The 18,185-nt window shown below is 70.7% G+C and carries 17 protein-coding genes and 1 pseudogene; 5 read left to right on the plus strand and 13 right to left on the minus strand.

Going from position 1 to position 18,185, the window contains the following annotated elements; genetic code table 11:
• Nucleotides 1-42: 42 nt before the first annotated feature.
• From WMF17_RS18180 to WMF17_RS18190, 3 genes are read right to left on the minus strand one after another with little or no spacing between them, the layout of a single operon-like run.
• Nucleotides 43-1,047 (minus strand): zinc ribbon domain-containing protein, encoded by a 1,005-nt coding sequence (locus WMF17_RS18180; protein ID WP_437650595.1) that lies wholly within the window; start codon nucleotides 1,045-1,047, stop codon nucleotides 43-45.
• On the minus strand, nucleotides 1,044-2,111 hold the full coding sequence (locus WMF17_RS18185; RefSeq protein WP_437650596.1) for a hypothetical protein: 1,068 nt from the start codon (nucleotides 2,109-2,111) through the stop codon (nucleotides 1,044-1,046). The genes WMF17_RS18180 and WMF17_RS18185 overlap by 4 nt, the downstream gene beginning before the upstream one ends.
• A 40-nt stretch (nucleotides 2,112-2,151) precedes the next feature.
• Complete coding sequence (locus WMF17_RS18190; protein ID WP_437650597.1) at nucleotides 2,152-3,216, minus strand: alpha/beta fold hydrolase; 1,065 nt, start codon at nucleotides 3,214-3,216, stop codon at nucleotides 2,152-2,154.
• Nucleotides 3,217-3,568: 352 nt separating this feature from the next.
• Here WMF17_RS18190 and WMF17_RS18195 point away from each other — a divergent pair, with 352 nt between their 5' ends.
• Nucleotides 3,569-5,170 (plus strand): vWA domain-containing protein, encoded by a 1,602-nt coding sequence (locus WMF17_RS18195; RefSeq protein ID WP_437603343.1) that lies wholly within the window; start codon nucleotides 3,569-3,571, stop codon nucleotides 5,168-5,170.
• 102 nt (nucleotides 5,171-5,272) lie between these two features.
• Here the strand turns inward: WMF17_RS18195 and WMF17_RS18200 are convergent, their stop codons facing one another.
• Nucleotides 5,273-6,322, minus strand: coding sequence for an extensin family protein (locus WMF17_RS18200; RefSeq protein WP_437603344.1), 1,050 nt, complete (start codon nucleotides 6,320-6,322; stop codon nucleotides 5,273-5,275).
• Nucleotides 6,323-6,940: 618 nt separating this feature from the next.
• Here WMF17_RS18200 and WMF17_RS18205 point away from each other — a divergent pair.
• Both WMF17_RS18205 and WMF17_RS18210 read left to right on the plus strand, forming a co-directional pair.
• Complete coding sequence (locus tag WMF17_RS18205) at nucleotides 6,941-7,543, plus strand: DUF4360 domain-containing protein (protein ID WP_437603346.1); 603 nt, start codon at nucleotides 6,941-6,943, stop codon at nucleotides 7,541-7,543.
• Nucleotides 7,544-7,637: 94 nt separating this feature from the next.
• Complete coding sequence (locus tag WMF17_RS18210) at nucleotides 7,638-8,531, plus strand: hypothetical protein (protein WP_437650598.1); 894 nt, start codon at nucleotides 7,638-7,640, stop codon at nucleotides 8,529-8,531.
• 51 nt (nucleotides 8,532-8,582) lie between these two features.
• Here the strand turns inward: WMF17_RS18210 and WMF17_RS18215 are convergent, their stop codons facing one another.
• From WMF17_RS18215 to WMF17_RS18240, 6 genes and pseudogenes are all read right to left on the minus strand, one after another.
• A complete protein-coding gene (locus WMF17_RS18215) occupies nucleotides 8,583-9,008 on the minus strand; it encodes a hypothetical protein (protein ID WP_437603348.1) in 426 nt (141 codons plus the stop codon).
• A 205-nt stretch (nucleotides 9,009-9,213) separates the two neighbouring features.
• On the minus strand, nucleotides 9,214-9,813 hold the full coding sequence (locus tag WMF17_RS18220) for an RES family NAD+ phosphorylase (protein ID WP_437603349.1): 600 nt from the start codon (nucleotides 9,811-9,813) through the stop codon (nucleotides 9,214-9,216).
• Between the two features lie 18 nt (nucleotides 9,814-9,831).
• The gene (locus WMF17_RS18225) at nucleotides 9,832-10,464 is read right to left on the minus strand and encodes a hypothetical protein (RefSeq protein ID WP_437603350.1); all 633 of its coding nucleotides are present in this window, start codon (nucleotides 10,462-10,464) and stop codon (nucleotides 9,832-9,834) included.
• A gap of 181 nt (nucleotides 10,465-10,645) precedes the next feature.
• A complete protein-coding gene (locus tag WMF17_RS18230) occupies nucleotides 10,646-10,852 on the minus strand; it encodes a hypothetical protein (RefSeq protein ID WP_437603351.1) in 207 nt (68 codons plus the stop codon).
• 271 nt (nucleotides 10,853-11,123) lie between these two features.
• Nucleotides 11,124-11,492 (minus strand): annotated as a pseudogene (locus WMF17_RS18235) (ATP-dependent DNA ligase); the annotation flags it as partial.
• 79 nt (nucleotides 11,493-11,571) lie between these two features.
• The gene (locus WMF17_RS18240) at nucleotides 11,572-12,807 is read right to left on the minus strand and encodes a hypothetical protein (protein WP_437604272.1); all 1,236 of its coding nucleotides are present in this window, start codon (nucleotides 12,805-12,807) and stop codon (nucleotides 11,572-11,574) included.
• A gap of 434 nt (nucleotides 12,808-13,241) precedes the next feature.
• Between WMF17_RS18240 and cysK the strand changes: the two genes are divergently transcribed.
• Both cysK and WMF17_RS18250 read left to right on the plus strand, forming a co-directional pair.
• The gene (gene cysK / locus WMF17_RS18245) at nucleotides 13,242-14,234 is read left to right on the plus strand and encodes a cysteine synthase A (RefSeq protein ID WP_437603352.1); all 993 of its coding nucleotides are present in this window, start codon (nucleotides 13,242-13,244) and stop codon (nucleotides 14,232-14,234) included.
• A 7-nt stretch (nucleotides 14,235-14,241) separates the two neighbouring features.
• Nucleotides 14,242-15,237 carry a serine O-acetyltransferase gene (locus tag WMF17_RS18250; RefSeq protein ID WP_437603353.1) on the plus strand — a complete coding sequence of 332 codons (996 nt, stop codon included), beginning with the start codon at nucleotides 14,242-14,244 and terminating at the stop codon, nucleotides 15,235-15,237.
• A gap of 122 nt (nucleotides 15,238-15,359) precedes the next feature.
• On the opposite strand, the gene folK is transcribed toward WMF17_RS18250, so the two are convergent.
• The 3 genes from folK to WMF17_RS18265 all read right to left on the minus strand — a co-directional run bounded on the left by folK (nucleotide 15,360) and on the right by WMF17_RS18265 (nucleotide 18,148).
• Complete coding sequence (gene folK, locus WMF17_RS18255; protein WP_437603354.1) at nucleotides 15,360-15,896, minus strand: 2-amino-4-hydroxy-6-hydroxymethyldihydropteridine diphosphokinase; 537 nt, start codon at nucleotides 15,894-15,896, stop codon at nucleotides 15,360-15,362.
• A 75-nt stretch (nucleotides 15,897-15,971) separates the two neighbouring features.
• The gene (locus tag WMF17_RS18260; protein WP_437650599.1) at nucleotides 15,972-16,736 is read right to left on the minus strand and encodes a pteridine reductase; all 765 of its coding nucleotides are present in this window, start codon (nucleotides 16,734-16,736) and stop codon (nucleotides 15,972-15,974) included.
• Between the two features lie 29 nt (nucleotides 16,737-16,765).
• On the minus strand, nucleotides 16,766-18,148 hold the full coding sequence (locus WMF17_RS18265) for a tetratricopeptide repeat protein (protein ID WP_437650600.1): 1,383 nt from the start codon (nucleotides 18,146-18,148) through the stop codon (nucleotides 16,766-16,768).
• Nucleotides 18,149-18,185 lie beyond the last annotated feature (37 nt).

Below are 18,185 nucleotides of genomic sequence, written 5' to 3' on the forward strand. Positions count from 1 at the left end.
CGGAGGAGCGGAGGAGGGGGTTCGCGCGGCGCCCGCGAGGAGCTACCCTGTGCGGGTGAGCGCGAGCACCGCGACGACGATCGCGACAAGCGCGAGCGCGCCGGCGACCACCAGCGCCACCTTGCCCCACGCGATCGGCGCCGTGCCCGTGACGCGGCTCGCGTCCTGGCCGTGCACGATGGCGCGGTAGCTGCGCCCCTTGTAGCGGTAGGCGAGCACGTACGACGGCAGCGCCACCCGGCGCGCCTCGAGCGCGCGCAGGAGCACCGCCACGTGCACGTTCCGGAAGGTCGACCCGGGGATCACGCCCTGCCTCAGGGTGTCCTCCGCGGTCGCGGCGATCCGCTCGCTCAGGATCTTCCGCGCCGCCGAGCGCTGCGCGTCGAACTGCTCCAGCACCGCGTCCGCCGGGCCGAGCTGCTGCTGTGTCCGGTGCGCGGCCGGCACCGCCTGATCGAACCGGAAGTACGGCGCGAGCTCCCGGGCCTCATCGAGCGACAGCCCGCGCGACGCGGACACGAGCAGGCTGCGGAACGGCAGCTGCGTCTGTCCGGCGTGCGGGGCCCAGGCGCTCCGCAGGGCGCCCGCGTTCGAGTCCGCCGTCCAGCTCACCACCGCGTCCGCGTTGACGAGCCAGCCGGCCCACCAGAGCGGGCGCAGCCCCTCCACGGTCGCCGCCTGTGAGAGGTCCGACGGCCGGAAGAAGCCGAGGGTCGACATCCACTGCCGCAGCGCCTTGTCGGCCTGCGCGGGGGGCACCCCGAACGGGAGCAGCCAGTCGGCCTGCTCGATCGGATCGATCGGCTGCTCCAGCCGCGTGACCGCGCCGCAAAAGCGGCACTTCGGCGCCTGCGCCTCGGCCGAGTACGCGACCGCCGCGCCGCACTCGGTGCACCGCAGCACCTGCACCGGCGGCGGGGCCGGGCCGCTCTCCTGCGGCGTGGCCAGGCCGCAGACGGCGCAGCGCAGGTCGCCCGGCTCCAGCGGCCCCTGGCAGCGGGCGCAGCACCGCGCCACGGCCGTCGAGACGCCCATGCTCATGCTCATCGCGTCCCTCCGGTCGGGGTGGGCCTGCTCCCGCCGGGGCGGACGCGCTCGGTCGGCGCGGGCGCGGGCGCGGTGACGAGCGCCGGCGGCCTCGCCACGCCGCGCCGCTCGGCCGGGTCGCGGTCGCGGGCCGCGGCCAGGACGAACGGCGCCGCGATGAGCAGGATCACGAGCAGCACGGCGAGGACGATCTTGACCCAGGAGAGGGGCGCCTTGCCGTGGATCGCGCCGGTCTGGCCGTTGATGAGGACCCGGAACGGCGGCTCGCGCGGGTCGTGCCGGATCGCGAGCACCCAGAGGGGTACGTAGAGGAGCTCGAGCGTCTCGTGGTCGAGGCGCGTCTCGTGCGTGAGGCCGTGGTGGCTGTCCCCGGGCATGAAGCCCGCGAGGTCGCGGCCGATCTTCTCGAGCGCCTCCCGCCGCGCCAGGGCGTAGCACTCCGGCTGCGTCATGGTCGGCTCCTCGGCGATCCAGCCGCTGAGCACCGCGGGCGTGTAGCGCCGCATCGTGCGGAGGTCGAACGGCTCGATCGCCTCGAGCTCGGCGTTCTGGACGGCGCGGGACGCCACGACGAGCACATCCATGACGTAGGTGGCGTGCTGGCCTTCGAGGTGCCGGTGCTCGGTCCTCGTGACGACGCGGGTGCGGGTGACGCTGTTTCCCTTGTCGTCGGTCGTCGTGTACGTCTCGGTCTCCTGGTAGTTCTCGCCGATCTGCGCCGCGTAGCGCGTCTGCGCCATCGCCGAGTACAGGTACGCGGGCGTGTAGACGCCGCGGATCGCGTCGATCGTCCCCCTCTTGACGCTCGACTGCACGAAGAGGCTCCGCTTCCCGAGCCACGCCGTGACGGCGCCCTGCGCGCTCTCCCGGGTCATGGTGAACCCGAGGACGAAGTGCGGCGACGGCCGGTCGTTCGACGGCGCGCGCTCCACCACCGCCGGCGAGGCGCAGTAAGGGCACACCGCGGTCCGCTGGTCCGCTTCGATGCGCAGCGAGGCGCCGCAGGTTTCACATTCGAGTTGCACCGGCGCCCGAGAGAACCGCACCGGAGGGCGGGGCGTCAACAGGGAAGGGACGTCGCCGTGTCGGCAGGGTCGCGCGGCGTCAGCAGGGGACGGGCGGCGGGCGGCTCCCGAGGTCGGCGGGAGAGGCCGAGTGGTCGGCGTCCTGCTGCGGTGTTTGCCGGAGCAGCGGGGAGAGCGTCCGCGTCGCCCATTGCCGGACCGGGGCGTCCGCCCACGGCTGCCACCGCGGGCTGGCCTGCGGCGCGACCGCCGCGCGGGGCGCGCGTGCACCGGCGCGCAGGCGCGGCGCAGGCCGAGGCTCGTCGAGGAAGCGCAGGAGATCGGGGGTGAGGTCGGCCACCGCTTCCCGGTGCGGATAGTGTCCCGCCTTCGCGTAGCGACGCACCGCCACGCCCTCCAGGTAGCGGTCGATGTCGGCCGCGTGGCGCACCGGGAGCACGGGGTCGCGGTCGCCCCAGTAGACGGCGAGAGGCGGTATCTCCGGGATGCGGTGCGCGATGTCCATGAGGTGCTCGCGCTGGCCGCGCAGATCGATCGCGTGGCGGAGCGTGCGCGACAGGGCGCGCGCCGTGCCGGGCCGCGCGTTCACCCCGGCGAGGTGCCTGCGCTCGTCCGCGTTGAAGTTGCCGCCGAGCACAAGCATCCCCGCGTGGGTGCCGACGCCCATGAGCACCGGCGCGGCCAGCTCCAGCAGCCCAGTCACCGCGGCGAAGCGCAGCGGCAGCGCGACCTCGCTCCCGATGCCGCCCGCGGCGACCAGCCCGAGGCGGTGCACGCGCCCCGGCCGCTCGGCGGCCACGCACATGGCGATGCTGCCGCCGAACGAGTGCCCGATCAGATCGAAATCGCCGAGCCCGAGGGCGCGGATCCATTCCGCGACCGCGCCCGCATACCAGGCGACGGTGTAGGGAGCGTCCGGGCGGGCCGAGTGTCCGTGGCCTGGCAGGTCGACCGCAAGGACGCGGCGCCCTCCGGCCGCAAGCGCGGGCGCGAGCCGGTTCCAGGTCCGACAGCTGTCGGACAGGCCGTGTACGAGGACCACGGGGCGCGTGCCCGCGCCGCCGTTCCGGGCAGCGCTCCACTCCTCCCAGTGGACCTCGCCTGCGGAAACGACGCGAACATGGTTGCGACACCTGATCGACATGTTCTTCTTCAAGAGTTCGCACGAAGCGCTGCGTCTGTCCAGATTGCACACCCGTCAGCTATTCGTTGTGGGCGGCCGGGCTCCCCGCGAAGCCCATTTCGCGTTCGTGTGGGTCGGATGACGCCAGCGTGCGCCATGCTGGGACGTGAACCGGACAACACTGTCATGGTATTTGTGCCATCGGAGCGCTGGTGACCGTGGTTTGGGCTGCGTGGCCCGAGCGATCCGGCGCGTTGGGGCGGGCGGCGCTCCGGAGCGGGGCGGCGTCGGGACGGCGCCGCGCGTACGGCACCGAGGTTGCTCAGCGGGTCGCCCCGAGCGCGGTGCGGTCGCATCGCGGAGGAGGATGCCTGTGCGAACCGTTCCCGTTGCGATATCTCTCTGTCTTCATGCCGTGTCGGCGGTCCTCCTCGGCGGTGCAGGCCTCGCCGCCTGCAGCGGGGGGGATGCCGCCGACTCGGGGGGGCTCCTGGGCAACCAAGATCCCGCCCCGGAGCCGCCCCGCAGCGACGGCATCGGGAGCACCGGCGCCGGCGTCGGGAGCACCGGCACCGGCTTCGGGAGCGCGGGCGCGGGCGGCGGCTCTTCCGTCGATGGATCCCAGGCCGAGCCGCCCCCGGAGCCATTGCCGGGCGAGGACGCCGGCGCGCCCCCGGCGTTCACCTGCGAGGGGCTCGACTCGAGCCAGCCCGTGGTCCTGTACGTGTCGGCCGACGACTCCAACTCGATGAGCTCGCCGGTGCATGCGCGCGAGCTCCTCCGCGGGGGCCTGGGGCCGGAGCCGTGGCAGGTGCGCACGTACGAGTTCCTCAACTACTACCGCATCGATTACGCGGCGCCGGACGAGGGCGAGCTCCGCGTCGAGCCCCAGCTAGAGCCCGGCGAGGAGGCGGGGACCTACACGCTGCAGATCGGCGTTCGCGCGTTCGACCCGCCGGCCCAGCGCCGTCCCGTCGCGGTCACGTTCGTCCTCGACACCTCCGGCTCGATGGCAGGTGAGCCGATGGCGCGCGAGAAGGCCACGGTGCGCGCCGTCGCCGCGAGCCTGTCCGAGGGCGACGTCGTGAACATGGTCACCTGGAACACCGAGAACTCGGTGATCTTGAGCGGTCACGTGGTGAGCGGCCCGGACGACCCGGCGCTGCTCGAGGCGGCCGACGAGCTCTCCGCCAGCGGCGGCACGGATCTCGAGAGTGGCCTCCGGGTGGGGTATGGGCTCGCGCAGGAGCACTACGAGGCTGACCGGATCAACCGGGTGATCCTGGTCAGCGACGGCGGCGCCAACGTGGGGGTCACCTCCGCGGATCTCATCGCGCGGCACGCGGAGGACGCCGACAAGGAGGCGATCTACCTCGTCGGCGTGGGGGCGGGGGCGGCGCCGGGTTACAACGATCGGCTCATGGATACCGTGACCGACAAGGGTCGTGGCGCCTATGTCTACCTCGATGACGTGGACGAGGCGTTCCACATGTTCCGGGATCGGTTCGACGAGGTGATGGAGGTGGCCGCCCGCGGCGTGCAGGTGGAGCTCACCTTGCCGTGGTACTTCAAGATGGAGAAGTTCTACGGCGAGGAGTACTCGACAAACCCCGAGGAGGTCGAGCCGCAGCACCTCGCGCCGGGCGACGCGATGATCTTCAACCAGCTCGTGCGCGGGTGCGATCCCGGCGTGATCAACGACGCTGATGCCCTCACCGTGCGCGCGCGCTGGCAGACGCCGCTCACCCATGAGCCGAAGGAGGCGAGCCGCCAGGCGACGCTCGCGGAGCTCACCGCCGGCAGCAAGGAGCAGCTCGTCAAGGGCAAGGCCATCGTGGCCTACGCCGAGGCGCTCAAGAGCAATTCGAGCGAGGCGCTGCGCGCGGCGCGCGAGCAGGTGCTCGCGGCGAACCCGGGCGGCGATCCGGAGCTCGACGAGATCGCGGAGCTGATCGCGCTCCATCCGCAGTACTGAGGGCTCTCCACGGCCTCTGGAGAGGCAACGGTGTGAACGCCGAGACGGAAGAGACGACGTCCTGGCCCTCCTGGCAGCGGCGCCGCCCCCGCGCAGCGCGGCTCACTCCAGCAGGAAATAGTGGGCGTTGCGCTTGATATCGAAGTGAAAGTGGTCCGCGTGCGCCTCGTTCGCGTTGGGCGTGAGCACGACGTTGAACAGCCCGCTCGTGTGGACGGCGCAGATGACCTCCCGCAGCTCGATGGCATGAGGGCTCGGCTCCTTCGGCTCCGACCCGGGGCCGCACGGCGGCGCGCCGATGGCGCCGTGCCAGTCGGTCTTCACGTCGAGCCGCGCGCCGTCGGCCTTCACGAACGCCGCCACATCGATGGCGAGCCCGAGGGCGTGCTGACTGGGCCGCGCGGGCGCGGCCGCCGGCTTCTCCGGGGCGCGCGCGCCCGGCTTCGCCGCCTTGGCAGCGCCCTTCGGGGCCTTGTTGCCAGCCGGCGACTTCGCGGGCGCCTTCTGCACCTTCTTCGGCTTCGGCTTCGGCGCGGCCGTGCCGGCGGGAGCGGGCCGGTGCATGCTGACGTGCACCACCTCGATGATCCCGCGCGTCGCGAGGAAGGCGGCGAGATCGTCGAGCGCGAGGACCAGCCGGCAATCGGCGATGTCGAAGGGGGAGATCGACCGGGATTTCGCCACCCCGTCGCCGCGGAACGTGACCCCGTGCAGCGCGCCGGTGATCCGAACCGGCCGGTCGACAAGCGGGGCGCCGCGCGCCGCCGGGGCGTGCGGGATCCCGCGGCGCTTCATCTCCCGGTCGCAGGCGTCGCTCGAGAGCCCTCCGTACGTGGCCGCGCGCGACGTCGCGGACCACACGGGCTTCTCGAACGGCGCGCTGCCCGCGTCCGCGCCGCCATCGTCCAGAAGGCCGGCCCCACCGTCTACCGGCGCGCCGGCGTCGCCGTCCAGAGGACCGGCCCCGCCGTCCGCGAGCGCCGTCGCCGCGCCCGCGGGCCCGGGCGCCGCGGCTGCCGGGCCCGCCGCGGCCTCGGCCGGCCCCGCCGGCTCGCTGCGCAGCGAGGCGATGCCGAGCGGCGTGAGGAGCGCCGCGCCGCCGATCAGGGCCGCTCCGACGGCCAGCGCACGGCGGGAAGGGAGCGCGCTCATCCGCGGCGCAGCTTAGCCCGGCCCGGCCCCAGAGAGCACGCCTTGCCGTTCTGCGCGGAATTTAGAGCGCCGAACAAAACCGGACCGAGCCAGGCAGCCGAGGGGGGGTGCAGCGCTAGGCGCGACGAGGAGCCCTACTGAAGTAGGGCGACGAGGAGCAACGACGCGATGCGCCCGCTCTCGGCTGCCTGGCGACGGGAGGTTTTGAGAGGCGCTCTTAGTCGACTCCCGCGATGTTTCGCCTCCGCGCCGCGCTCCTCCCCGAGCTGCTCGACGGCGCCATGGCGCACGGTGCCCTCGCGCGACCACGGCGCTCTTCGTCCCGGTGTTCGACGTCGTTGCCTCGCCACTCCCGGGCTTCGAAATACAGTGAGTCTTCTATCCACCTTTCGCCTGCGCTCCGGGTTCTCATCGAATGTCCTCGGGTCCCGCGGACCTCACGGCGCTCGATGGATTCCGGTCAATCCGCGGCGCGGGCGCCCCGCGCAGGTTGCGCGGAGCGCGCCCTCATCGCATGCTCGTCAACACATGTCGGCCGGCCTGCGACAGCGGTGATGCGCGCGCGGGCGCCGACGGACGGCGACGCGATGTCGTCTGAAGATGAAAAGGGGGGCAAGCATGTTGCTGCGATGGGCGTTCGGCTTTTCTTCGGCGTTTCTCTTCGCCTTTCCTGCGCTGGCGCAGAATGCGCGGATCGAGTCGTTCACATATGCCGGCAGCGGATGTCCCGTCGGCTCCGCTGCGGGGGTGATCTCGCCTGATCAGAGGGCGTTGACCGTCATCTTCGACCAGTTCGAGGCGCAGGCCGGCCCGGGCACCGCCCGCGCCGCGAACCGCGCGTTCTGCCAGCTGGCCGTGGATCTGCGGTTCGATCCGGGATGGCAGGTGGCGCTCTTCGACGCCACGTACCGGGGCTTTGCCGACCTGGAGCCGGGGGTCCATGGGCTCCACGAGACATCGTATTATTTCTCGGGCTCACGGCTCACCTCGGGGCCGCTCACGTGGAGCATGGTCGGGCCGTTCACGAACGATTTCTCGCGCACGGACACGTTCGCGACCACGGTCTGGTCCGACTGCGGCACCGTGCGGCCGCTCAACATCAAGACGAGCCTGTACGTCACGAACCGCCTGGCGCAGGCGGGCTCCGGGGTGCTGACGAACGACACCACAGACGTCCAGGTCCGGATCGACTATGCCCTCACGTACCGCCGCTGCATCTGAGCTCCGCGGGACGCCCCGCCGCGCGTCGTGCGACCCGCGGTGACGGGCGTCGACGCTCTGGTGCGGAAGGGCGCCGGCCTGGTACGCTGACCCGATGACGTCCACCCTGCTGATCATTGTGCTCAGCGTCATTGTGCCGCTCGGGATCACTGCGGTGGTCCTCTGGGGGGTCTGGAAGAAGGTCCTCGGCCCGCTCCGGGCCCAGCAGCAGGAGCAGCAGCAGCTGCTTCGAATCGGCGTGTCGTGCGCGGCGCGGGTGCTGCAGTACCAGGAGACCGGCATGAAGGTGTCGATGGGCGCCCAGGATTCCTACAGCCTCAAGCTGCTCCTCGAGGTGATGCCGCCGGGCATGCCGCCCTATCAGGTGGAGACGGTCGCGCTCGTATCGGTGCTGGCGGCTCCCCGTATCCAGCCGGGGTGCATCGTCACGGTGCGCTACGACCCGGCCAATCCCCGCCGTGTCGCGATGGAGGCGGCGTACCCGCCCGGACAGGGGCCGGCCGCCGCTGCGGCGCTCGGGGGCTATCCCCCGCCGGGGGCTCACGTGGGGCCAGGGGCTCAGGCCGGCGCCTACGGCGCGCCTCCCGGCGCCTACGGCGCGCCTCCCGGCGCGTACGGCGCTCCCCCCGGCGCTTACGGCGCTCCTCCCGGCGCCTACGGCGCGCCTCCCGGCGCCTACGGCGCGCCTCCCGGCGCCTACGGCGCACCGCCCGGGGCTCCCCACGGCGCTTACGGCGCTCCCGCTGGACCCTACGGCGCGCCGCCCGGGGCTCCCCACGGCGCCTACGGCGCTCCCGCGGGCGCTTACGGCGCCTTCCCTGGAGCTCAGCCCGGCGCCCACGGCGCGCCACCCGGCGCCCACGGCGCCCCCGCGGGCGCCCACGGCGCACCGCCGGGCGCCCACGGCCCGTACGGCGCTGGTCCCGACGGCATTCCCGGAGGGCCGGCGGGGCCTTTCGGGCCCGGCGGCGGCCGGCGCGGCTCCTGAACGGCGTCCTCCCCCGGGCGCTGGCCGCGCCGCATGGCCCCGCGCTCGCGCTCAGACCACCACGCAGCCCGCCGACGATCCTTGCATCGGCAGGATGGCCTTGATCTCGCCGGTCTCCCCGAAGACCAGGAGCCGCGCGACGATCGCCTGCTTGCCCGCACTGCAGAGGGGCAGGAGCGCGAGCCGGAGCGCCGGCCCGTTGCCTCCATCGAACTTGAGGGCGAGCAGCTGCTTCTCATCGCACTCCTCGAGGAGCTCCACGTCCGCCTCCAGGTGGATCGGCGCCACCCGCACGCACGCCTTGGCCTCGCCGAAGCTGTCGATCGTGCAGCGGTTGGAATCGAGCGAGAGCTGGACCCGGCACGACCCCTCTCCGCCGATCGTCGCGATCTGGATCTGGTGAATCGCCATCCCCTTCTGGAGTGGAATGGGCTCCACGAGATAGCTTGTTTCCAGCCGCAGATTCTTGATTTTCATCGGACCCCCCGCCGCTCGGCCGCGCGCGCCGTGGCCACCGCCCGCCGCGACGCCGCCGCAGCGCGCCTGCCTTCATGGGAAGCACCGGCTGTGCCGGCGCGAGCGCGCGCTCGGTTCGCACGCGCACGGGGCCCCCGCGCCCGGCGCCGCCATCGCGCTCGGCAGCGCGCCCCGGGACCCCACGCCGCCGTCCGCTCGTCGAGCCTCAGACGAGCCCGAACTTGTACGCACCCAGGATCCTGGCGAGGAGCGCCGCGTGCGCCGGATCCGCGAGGGAGCCGAGCCCGGTCACCTCCAGATCCGCGCTGGCGCGCTCGAAGAGGGCGGCGCAGACGCGGCTCGGGTCGTGGCGCGCGGCGTAGGCGATGCCGTCGGGTCTCCTCGGGTGGTCGTGGATCGCGAGCGCCCACCGGTGAGCGGCCCCGTAGGACTCGCCCGAGGTCAGGCGGGCGTCGGCCCCGAGGCGCGCGAGCCCCTCTCCGGTGAGGTTCACGAGCCGCAGCGGACGCCTCGGCGAGATGCACGCGAGCCCGCGCGCGGCGAGCTCGCCTTGCTCCACGAAGCGCACGCCGGTCGCGTGGCCGAACACCTCGATGAAGGAGCAATGCTCGTCTTTCCCGGCGTACAGCACCCCGAACTCGCCGGCTGGGGCGTCGAAGCGGTTGTCGCCCGAGCGGCCGAAGTACAGCGGATCGCGCGCGAGCCAGTGAATCCGGAACCAGCACCGCCGGAAGCTCGTGACGGGAAGCGGCCTTGCCGCGAAGTCGAGGGGCGGGTCCGGATGCGGCCCGAGCGTCGTCGTCATGTCGGCACGGCGGCGCTCTCAGGCCGCGCCTTGCTCTCCGAACGTGCGCGCGGCGAGCCGCACCGGCTCCACGTCGCCGCGGCGGAGCCGGTCGAGCGGCCGATCGCCGTCGAGGCGGTGGTTGCCGGAGAGGAAGAACCGGACCTTCGCCAGCGGGGGGTGCTCGTCGAGGAGGGTCAGGATCTCCTCCAGCCCCGGCAGCACGCCCTCGTCCGCGAACTGCCATGCGGGGTAGAGGTGCCCACGACGGCCGATGTCCACGGCCAGCAGCCTTCCGGCTGCGCGGCGCGCCTCGATGGCCTGCGGCGAGAGGTGGAGCCCTTCGCCGACCTCCTCCGCGATGAGCGTGCCCCCTTCGGCGGCGAGGAGCGCGTCCCTCGCCTGGAGGCCGCGGAGGCGGGCCGGCATGAGCGGATCCGCACCGGAAAACAGGCCGACGGCGCTCGGCTGCGTGAGCGCCGTCACCAGCGCGTCCGCGTTGCTGGGCGACGCGACGACCTCGCCAAGCTCGCGCTGATCGAGCCGCTCGGCCACCTGGGTGAGCGCATCGATGCCGCGCGCCAGGAACGCCATCCGCAGCGGCTCACCGTCGAACTGGTGGAGTCGCTCGGCAATTTCCGCCAGAGCGCTGGAGTTCCGATTCTTGGTCATGGCAGACCCAGGGACGATGCTGCGCGCTCGCGGCCCCGTCAACCAAGCGCACGCCGCCCTGCTGCGATATGACGACCCTGCTGAACGGAACATCAGTGAATGTACATTCCCTGTGTCGCCTGTGTCTTTCTTCTTCGCGTGCTCACCGCCTCCTGGGTTTGTCGGGGACGTCGGGAGGAGGTCAGAGACCGACCTTCTTCATCATGGCGCCGGTGATGGACTGGCGCGCGGTCGGGAGCTCTGCCCATGGATCTGCGATGGACGCGAGCCGCCGCGGCACGGTCTCGATGGTGAACGAGGCAGGATCGAGCGGCGCGTCGAGCTCGTCCCACGCGAGCGGGGTCGCGACGGCTGCGCCGGGGCGCGCCCGGGTCGAGTACGGCGTCACGGCGGTCGCGCCGCGCTCGCCGCCCTGCCGCCCGCCGTGCGCGTCCCGTGGCTCTCGGCCGCGCTCGTCGCCTTGCGCGAGGCGCCGGCCGCCTTGCCGGGCGGCGGTTGCGCGCGCTCGACGGTGACCGACTCCGGCGCGCGGTCCTCGCGGAGGCCCTCGAACGACGGGTGCCGGAGCCGCCCGTCGCTTGCCGCATTTCACCTTGAGCCAGCTCGCGCTTGCGGGCGACCTGCGTGCAGCCGTGGAGATCGCGGCCGTCGAGGTAGAGCAGGTCGAACAGGAAGTACATCAGGCGCCCGTCGCGCCCGTCGTTCCCCTCGCCGAGCGCGTTCTGCAAGGCCTGGAAGTCGGTCACGCCGTCTCGCCCGACGACGACGATCTCGCCGTCCAGCACGGCTTCCCGGGCTGGCAGACGGGCGAGCTCATCGCGCACCCCTGCGAACCGCTCGGTCCAGTCCTGGCCGCGGCGGGTCAGGAGCGTCACGCGGCCGCCGCGGAGCTGCGCAAGCATGCGGTAGCCGTCGAGCTTCACCTCGTAGAGCCACCCTTCGCCGGGGGGCGGCCCCGTGACCAGGGTCGCGAGCTGGGGTTCGACCTCGTCCGGGAATGGCCCTCTCCGGGAGCCCTCCAGCCGCATTCTCAAATGAAGACGACTTCGTCTCCGTAATAGACCGTCTCGTCGACGGCGCGCCCCCACGACACGCGCGCTCCGCCCGTCACCGCGCGGGGGACTCGCTCCAGTGGCGGACGAGATCGGGCACGGCCGTCTCCGCCATGCGGGTCAGGTGTTTCACGTGGTCTGGCTTCTGGGTGCCTGGATAGCCGCGCACGTGGAACGCACCCCGGTGCGCCTCGGAGAGCGGGTCGAACCGGGGTTTCGCCTCGCCAGCCGTCCCGGTCAAGTCGTAGACCGCCTGCGCATCGGCGCCGGCGCCCGGAGCGCGATGCGCGCCCGTGAGCTCGAGGAGCGCGTCGGTGCTCTCGTGCGTGCCGGCGTAATCGCCGTTCGGGGTGATCTCCGAATGGGTGATCGACATGAGCTTGTTGCCGGCGACCGCCTGCTCGGCGAAGAGCCCGAACGGCTTGAGACGCTCCATGTCCAGGCTATGGTCGAGCGGCATGTAGCCGGTATGGATGCCGTCGAGGAGGAGAACGGCGTCCACCTTGTCGGCGAACCCGGGCTGGTTCAGGAGCCCGCGGACCGCGGCGTACCCCGCGCTGAACGCCGAGAGCGCGACGCGCCGGAGCCGGGCGTCGCGCAGCCCGCGCGCCTCGAGCGCGGCCTGCGCCTTCGCGAGGAGCGCCGGCAGGTAGGAGCGGATCGAGAACCGGGTCTCGTACGCCCCCGAGCTGATGCCCATGTTGATGATCATCACGACCGCGTTGAGCCCGGCGCGCTCGTACCCCGCCTGGACAACATCGTTGATCCCGTGGAAATGGACCACCAGGTCGTAAGCCCCATCCGCCGAGGAGAAGGACGCGGGGAGGGTGACGATCCCGTCGGGGATCGGGATCACCCCCGCGCGATCCAGCGTCGCGTCGGCGCGAGCGTCGAGATCGATGGTCGGCGCAACCGCCTCCGGCTTCGCCTGGACCGGCGCAGCCGCTTCCGCCCTCGCCTCGACCCGCGCCGCCGCCCCCGTCGAGCGCAGGACGGCCGCCGCGGCCGCGGCGGGCTGGATCGCCGAGCCCGCGCGGAGATCGATGCCCGCCGCGCCGAGCTGCATCGAGACGACCGCGCCGAGCACCGCCGCGAAGCCCAGGCCCGCACCAGCGCTCAGCGCGATCAGGCGCGATGTGGAACGCCGCGCCGGAGCGGCCACGACCGGAGCCGGCGCCCCGATCGGCATCGCCATGCCCGAAAACGATACGGGTGGACGGCGGAAAATTAGAGTGGGTTCATCATCGTCGAGCAGTTGGACCTCCGCGCGGGGGGACTCAGCGGGGAACATGGTCAAGCATGATGCGAGGCCTGTGCCACGGAGGGCAAGTGCCAAATTTGGCAAGATAAGCCCGCATTCGCGCCCGTCAAGAAGGTGGACCTGGTCTGACGTGGTCCCATGGAGATGGCTAACCGAGTCCCCAGGGAAGCACCTTACTTGCTCAGGCGACCACGCCGACGACTCTCGAGCAGCTGGTCACGCGCCGCCCCCGCCGGGCCTCGCGGTCCCTTGGACGTCCAACGGGTCCGTTGCAGGTCCAACGGTCCGCCGAGGGATCGCGCTCAGCGCGGCGCGCCTGACGGGCGAGCTGGCGCTGGGGCGCGCCGGGCGCCGTCGCCTCTTGCTCTGGAAATACGGCGCGACGGAGGCGGGGCGCACGTGGATCTTGACAGCGCGGGGCGCCTCTGGATCTCCTCTTCCTCCCTCTCACCAGCACGGCCCCCATGACCAACTTCCCCCGCGTTTACGAAGACAATACCCAGAGCATCGGCCGCACGCCGCTCGTCCGCGTCCGCCGGGTCACCGACGGCGCCCGCGCCACCGTACTGGCGAAGATCGAGGGGCGGAACCCGGCCTACTCGGTCAAGTGCCGCATCGGCGCGGCCATGGTCTGGGACGCCGAGCAGCGAGGCGTGCTCGGCCCCGGCAAGGCGATCGTCGAGGCGACCAGCGGCAACACCGGCATCGCGCTCGCCTTCGCCGCCGCCTCGCGTGGGATCGAGTGCGTGCTCAGCATGCCCGAGACGATGAGCATGGAGCGGCGCAAGGTGCTCGTGGCCCTCGGGGCCAAGCTCCTCCTGACGCCGGGCCCCCAGGGGATGAACGGCGCCATCGCCAAGGCCGAGGCGCTGGCCGCCTCGGACCCCGGCCGCTACGTCCTGATGCGGCAGTTCGAGAACCCCGCCAACCCATCCATCCACGAGACCACCACCGGCCCGGAGATCTGGGACGACACCGATGGCAACGTCGACGTCTTCGTCTCGGGCGTGGGCACCGGCGGCACCCTGACCGGCGTCAGCCGCTACTTCGAGCGCGTCCGGGGCCGCGCGCTCCACACCGTGGCCGTGGAGCCGGTCAGCTCGCCTGTCATCGCGCAGACGCTCGCCGGCCAGCCGCTCACCCCGTCGGCCCACAAGATCCAGGGCATCGGCGCCGGCTTCGTCCCCAAGAACCTCGACCTCTCCTTCGTGGACCAGGTCGAGGCGGTCTCCAACGAGGAGTCGATCGCCATGTCGCGGCGCCTGGCGCGCGAGGAAGGCATCCTCAGCGGCGTCTCCTGCGGCGCGGCGATGGTCGCGGCGAGCCGCCTCGCGCGGGATCCCAAGTGGGAAGGCAAGACGATCGTGGTCATCCTGCCGGACGCAGGCGAGCGGTACCTCTCGGGGCCCCTCTTCGAAGGTATGTTCACCGATATCGAGACCATGAAGGCCTCGTGAGGTCGACGTGAGCAAGAACAGCGATGCTGCCCCTGCCCAGGCGTCGGGCGACCTGCACGGCATCGTCGATGCGCTGATCGCGAGCTACAGGGAAGACGCGCGCGGGCATCTCATCGACAAGCGCTTCACCCCGTCGCGCCAGGAGATCACGGAGATCATCGATCTCCTGCTCCAGATCTTCTACCCGGGCTACCACGGGCGGCAGGACCTGTCGGACGAGGACTTGCTCTACCACGTGGGCACGCTTGTCTCGACGCTGCGGGACAAGCTCGAGCGGCAGATCGAGCGCTGCCTGTGCTTCCAGGACGAGACCGCGGACGCGGGCCGCCTCGACGTCCCGAAGTGCAGGCAGCGGGGGCACAACGTGGCGCGCGTGTTCGTGAGCAGGCTGCCGGACGTCCGGCGGCGCCTCCTGCTCGACGTGCAGGCGGCTTACGACGGCGACCCGGCGGCGGCCTCGATGCATGAGATCATCCTGGCCTATCCGGGCCTGCTCGCCGTGACGGTGCACCGGGTCGCGCACGAGCTGTACCTGCTCGGCGTCCCGCTCATGCCCCGGATCATGAGCGAGTGGGCGCACACGAGGACGGGCGCCGACATCCACCCGGGCGCCAACATCGGTGACAGCTTCTTCATCGATCACGCCACCGGCGTCGTCATCGGCGAGACCACCGACATCGGCGCGCACGTCAAGCTCTACCAGGGCGTCACGCTCGGCGCCCTGTCCTTGCCCCAGCACTCGCGGGGCGCGCGCGGCCAGAAGCGCCACCCCACGGTGGAGGACGATGTCACCATCTACGCGAACGCCACCGTGCTCGGCGGCAAGACGGTGCTGGGGCAGGGGAGCGTGGTGGGCGGCTCGGTGTTCCTGACGAAGAGCGTCGCCGGCGGCCAGCGCGTGGCGATCGAGGCGCCCAGGCTGCGCGTCGCCTCGCCGCCCCAGGGCTCGCCCGCCGTTGGCGACTCCGAGCTGGAGTCCAGCATCCTCGACTTCGACATCTAGCGCGGCGGGGCGGCCCCGTCGCTCCAACATGCCGACGGCTCAGCAGAACCGTGCCGTGGCGCTCGTCGCGCACGTCATCGGACGCTCCACGAGACGTGGCCCAGGGCGGACCGCCGCCCCCCTCACCCGGCGCGATTCGACACGAACATCAGTTCGCACCTGGATACACAGGCGTCTTTCGCGTGCAGCTCTCCCAGACGCCGCTCCAGCGCCCGGATCGAGGTCCCCACGCCGGGATGCATCGCCTCGGGCAGCAGATCACACAGCGGCGTCAAGGCAAAAAAGCGTTCATGCAGCCTCGGGTGCGGGATGACCAGGGAGGGCTCGGAGATGACCTCTTCGCCATACAACAACAGATCCAGATCGAGCGTCCTTGGTGCATTGCGGAACGGGCGCTCCCTGCTATTGCTCGCCTCGATTCCGAGCAGCTCCGACAGCAGCTCGCCCGGCTCCAGCGATGTCTCGAACGCGACCGCCGCGTTCAGATAGTCCGGCGAACCGGCGCTGTCCACGGCGACGGTCCGGTAGATGGGGCTGAACCTGAAGTTCTCGCTGCCTCTCAACGCCAGCAGATGCTTCTCTGCATCCAGCAGGTACCCATACGTGTCGCCGAGATTGCTTCCGATCGCGACGGCCGCCGTTGTCCTTTTGCGCCGCAAGACTTACTCCCTCTGCTCCTACCCGCGCCGCCGTTCTGCCGTGCGCCTACTTGAACCGGACGTCACATGTCACCATCAGGTCAGCAGGGCCCCGCCGTCCACCGTGATGATATGCCCCGTCACGTAGTCCGCCAGCACGAGATACCGCACGGCATCGGCGACAGCCGCGCAAGATCCTATCCGTCCCAGAGGAATCTTCGCAAGAGCCATGCGCTGCTCGATCTCGCTCAAGGCGTTCTGCTTCTCCGGCCACATCATGGTTCCAGGGGCAACGCCGTTTACACGAATTTCAGGGGCCAGCTCGAGGGCCAACGCCTCCGTCAGGCTGACGAGCCCTGCCTTCGCGGCGCAGTAGATCGGATACCCCTTGAGAGGTCTCTTGGCATTGACGTCCACGAGATTGACGATACAGCCTCGCGCCTCGCGCAGCCAAGGCAGAGCCGCCTGCGCCATGAAGAACGGGACCTTCAAGTTGACGTCGACCAAGTCGTCCCACTCTCGCTCCGTAGCCGTCTCGACGCGGGTCGGGTAGTACGTCGAGGCGTTGTTCACCAGCACGTCCAGGCGCCCCCAGTCGCGAGCGGTGGAGCTCACGACGCCCGATATGCTGGAGAGGTCGTCCAGCTTGGCACAAATCAGGCTCGCCGAGCCCCTGCGAGTCGAATTGAGCTCGTCGACGAGCTGCTCGGCTTCGGAACGCGAGGAGTGAAAGTGCACAGCGAGGTTGAAGCCTTCTGCATGCAGCTCCCTCGCGATGACCGCTCCTACCCTGCGGGCCGCGCCTGTGATCAGCGCGACCTTGCCCGTACGTCGCGATGCCGAATCTTCGATACCCATCATGCTGCTCCACGATAGCAAATCAACATGCTTCACCTCGACGCGATCGCGAGCGACGTCGCCTGCGTGCGCTCACGGACTATCGTCTCATTGATCCGAACTCGCCCCAGAAATGATCTCCGACGCGCCTCGTCGTTGATCCTGCTCGCGATGTCGAGGACCGTGTCGTAAGCCGTCCCGAGCCAGCGCGCTGCTTGCTCCAGGTCCCCGTGCCTCGCCTGTACGACGTGGTGATTATAGTAGACCTCCTGGGCCCGCAGGGCCGGTAACCATCCCATGCCCATCAACATCTCGACAGCGGCCTCGCTGGACCGGATCGCCTGCGCGTTGTCCCCTCGAGCCAGGGACAGCTGGCCAAGCAGCGAGAGGGAGAGGATTTGGCTCCGGTAGATACCGGTCCGATGGCACTCCTCGATGTTCTCACGTAAGAGCTCTTCAGCGAGCAAAAGATCCCGTTCAACCTTGGACTTTGCGCGCAGCATCAGAAATTCCGCGTGGTAATTTCGTACGAGCGTGATCAGCGGAAGGCTGCGCACCACATTGCTCTCACGCCACCCGGAGATCAGGTGCTCGTGCGCGGCGTCGATCTTGTCCCATTCGAGGTACAGCTTCCCCAGGAGCGCCCGGTTGTTCGCGTTCCATGCGTGCAGCGCGCCGCCTTGGCGGAAGCGCTCGATCGCGCTGACGAGCACCGACTCTGCCGACTCAAAATCTCCAAGCGCGACGTAGAGCTGGGCGAGGTAATTGCTGGCCACGGCGATATCGCCCCTCAGACCGAGGCTCACGCTCTCTCGGTGAGCTCGATTCAGGTAATCGATGGACGTATCGTAGTAGCCCAAGTCGAACTCGCAGATCCCACGGATGGCATGGATCGTGCTGGCATGGCGTCGGGACTCCATCGACATGACATCCTGGGGCGCGCACGGGCTCACCATATCGCACGCCGCTCGAGCCAGCTCGGCTCCGCGTCGCAGGTTGACCTTCATGGTCTTGTGCCCAAGCTCAGCGGTGGCGAGCGCCAGGACGAGCGGCCCGCAGCCCGTCTGAGCCAGGGCGAGCGCTTCTCCCATCGCCTGGATGGCGTCGATCGCCGACTTCGTGCGTGAGAGCCAATTCCCCTTCAAGATCTTCAGCTTCACGAGCGTATCGATGCGATCCGCTCGCGCCGGTAGAGCGTCGGCCCACGCGAACAGATCTTCCTGCGTGTATTTCCCGTCGAGGATGGGCGTCGAGCCTCCATCCAGGATATCGTGTGCCAGCAGAAGCAGATAGATGAACTCGAGGTGACTGTCGGCGGTCGAGGTGTCTGGCTGCCGTATCTGGCCGAGCGCCTGATCGCAAGAATCCACACAGCCATCGAGGTCGAGCCTATCGAGCGCGTTGCGGGCCAGCGCGTACAATTCGTCGAGTCGCATAGGATATCACAGGTACGAGGTTGAACACCCTCCGGCG

The organism is Sorangium sp. So ce362, assembly GCF_051519845.1.
Lineage (GTDB): Bacteria > Myxococcota_A > Polyangia > Polyangiales > Polyangiaceae > Sorangium.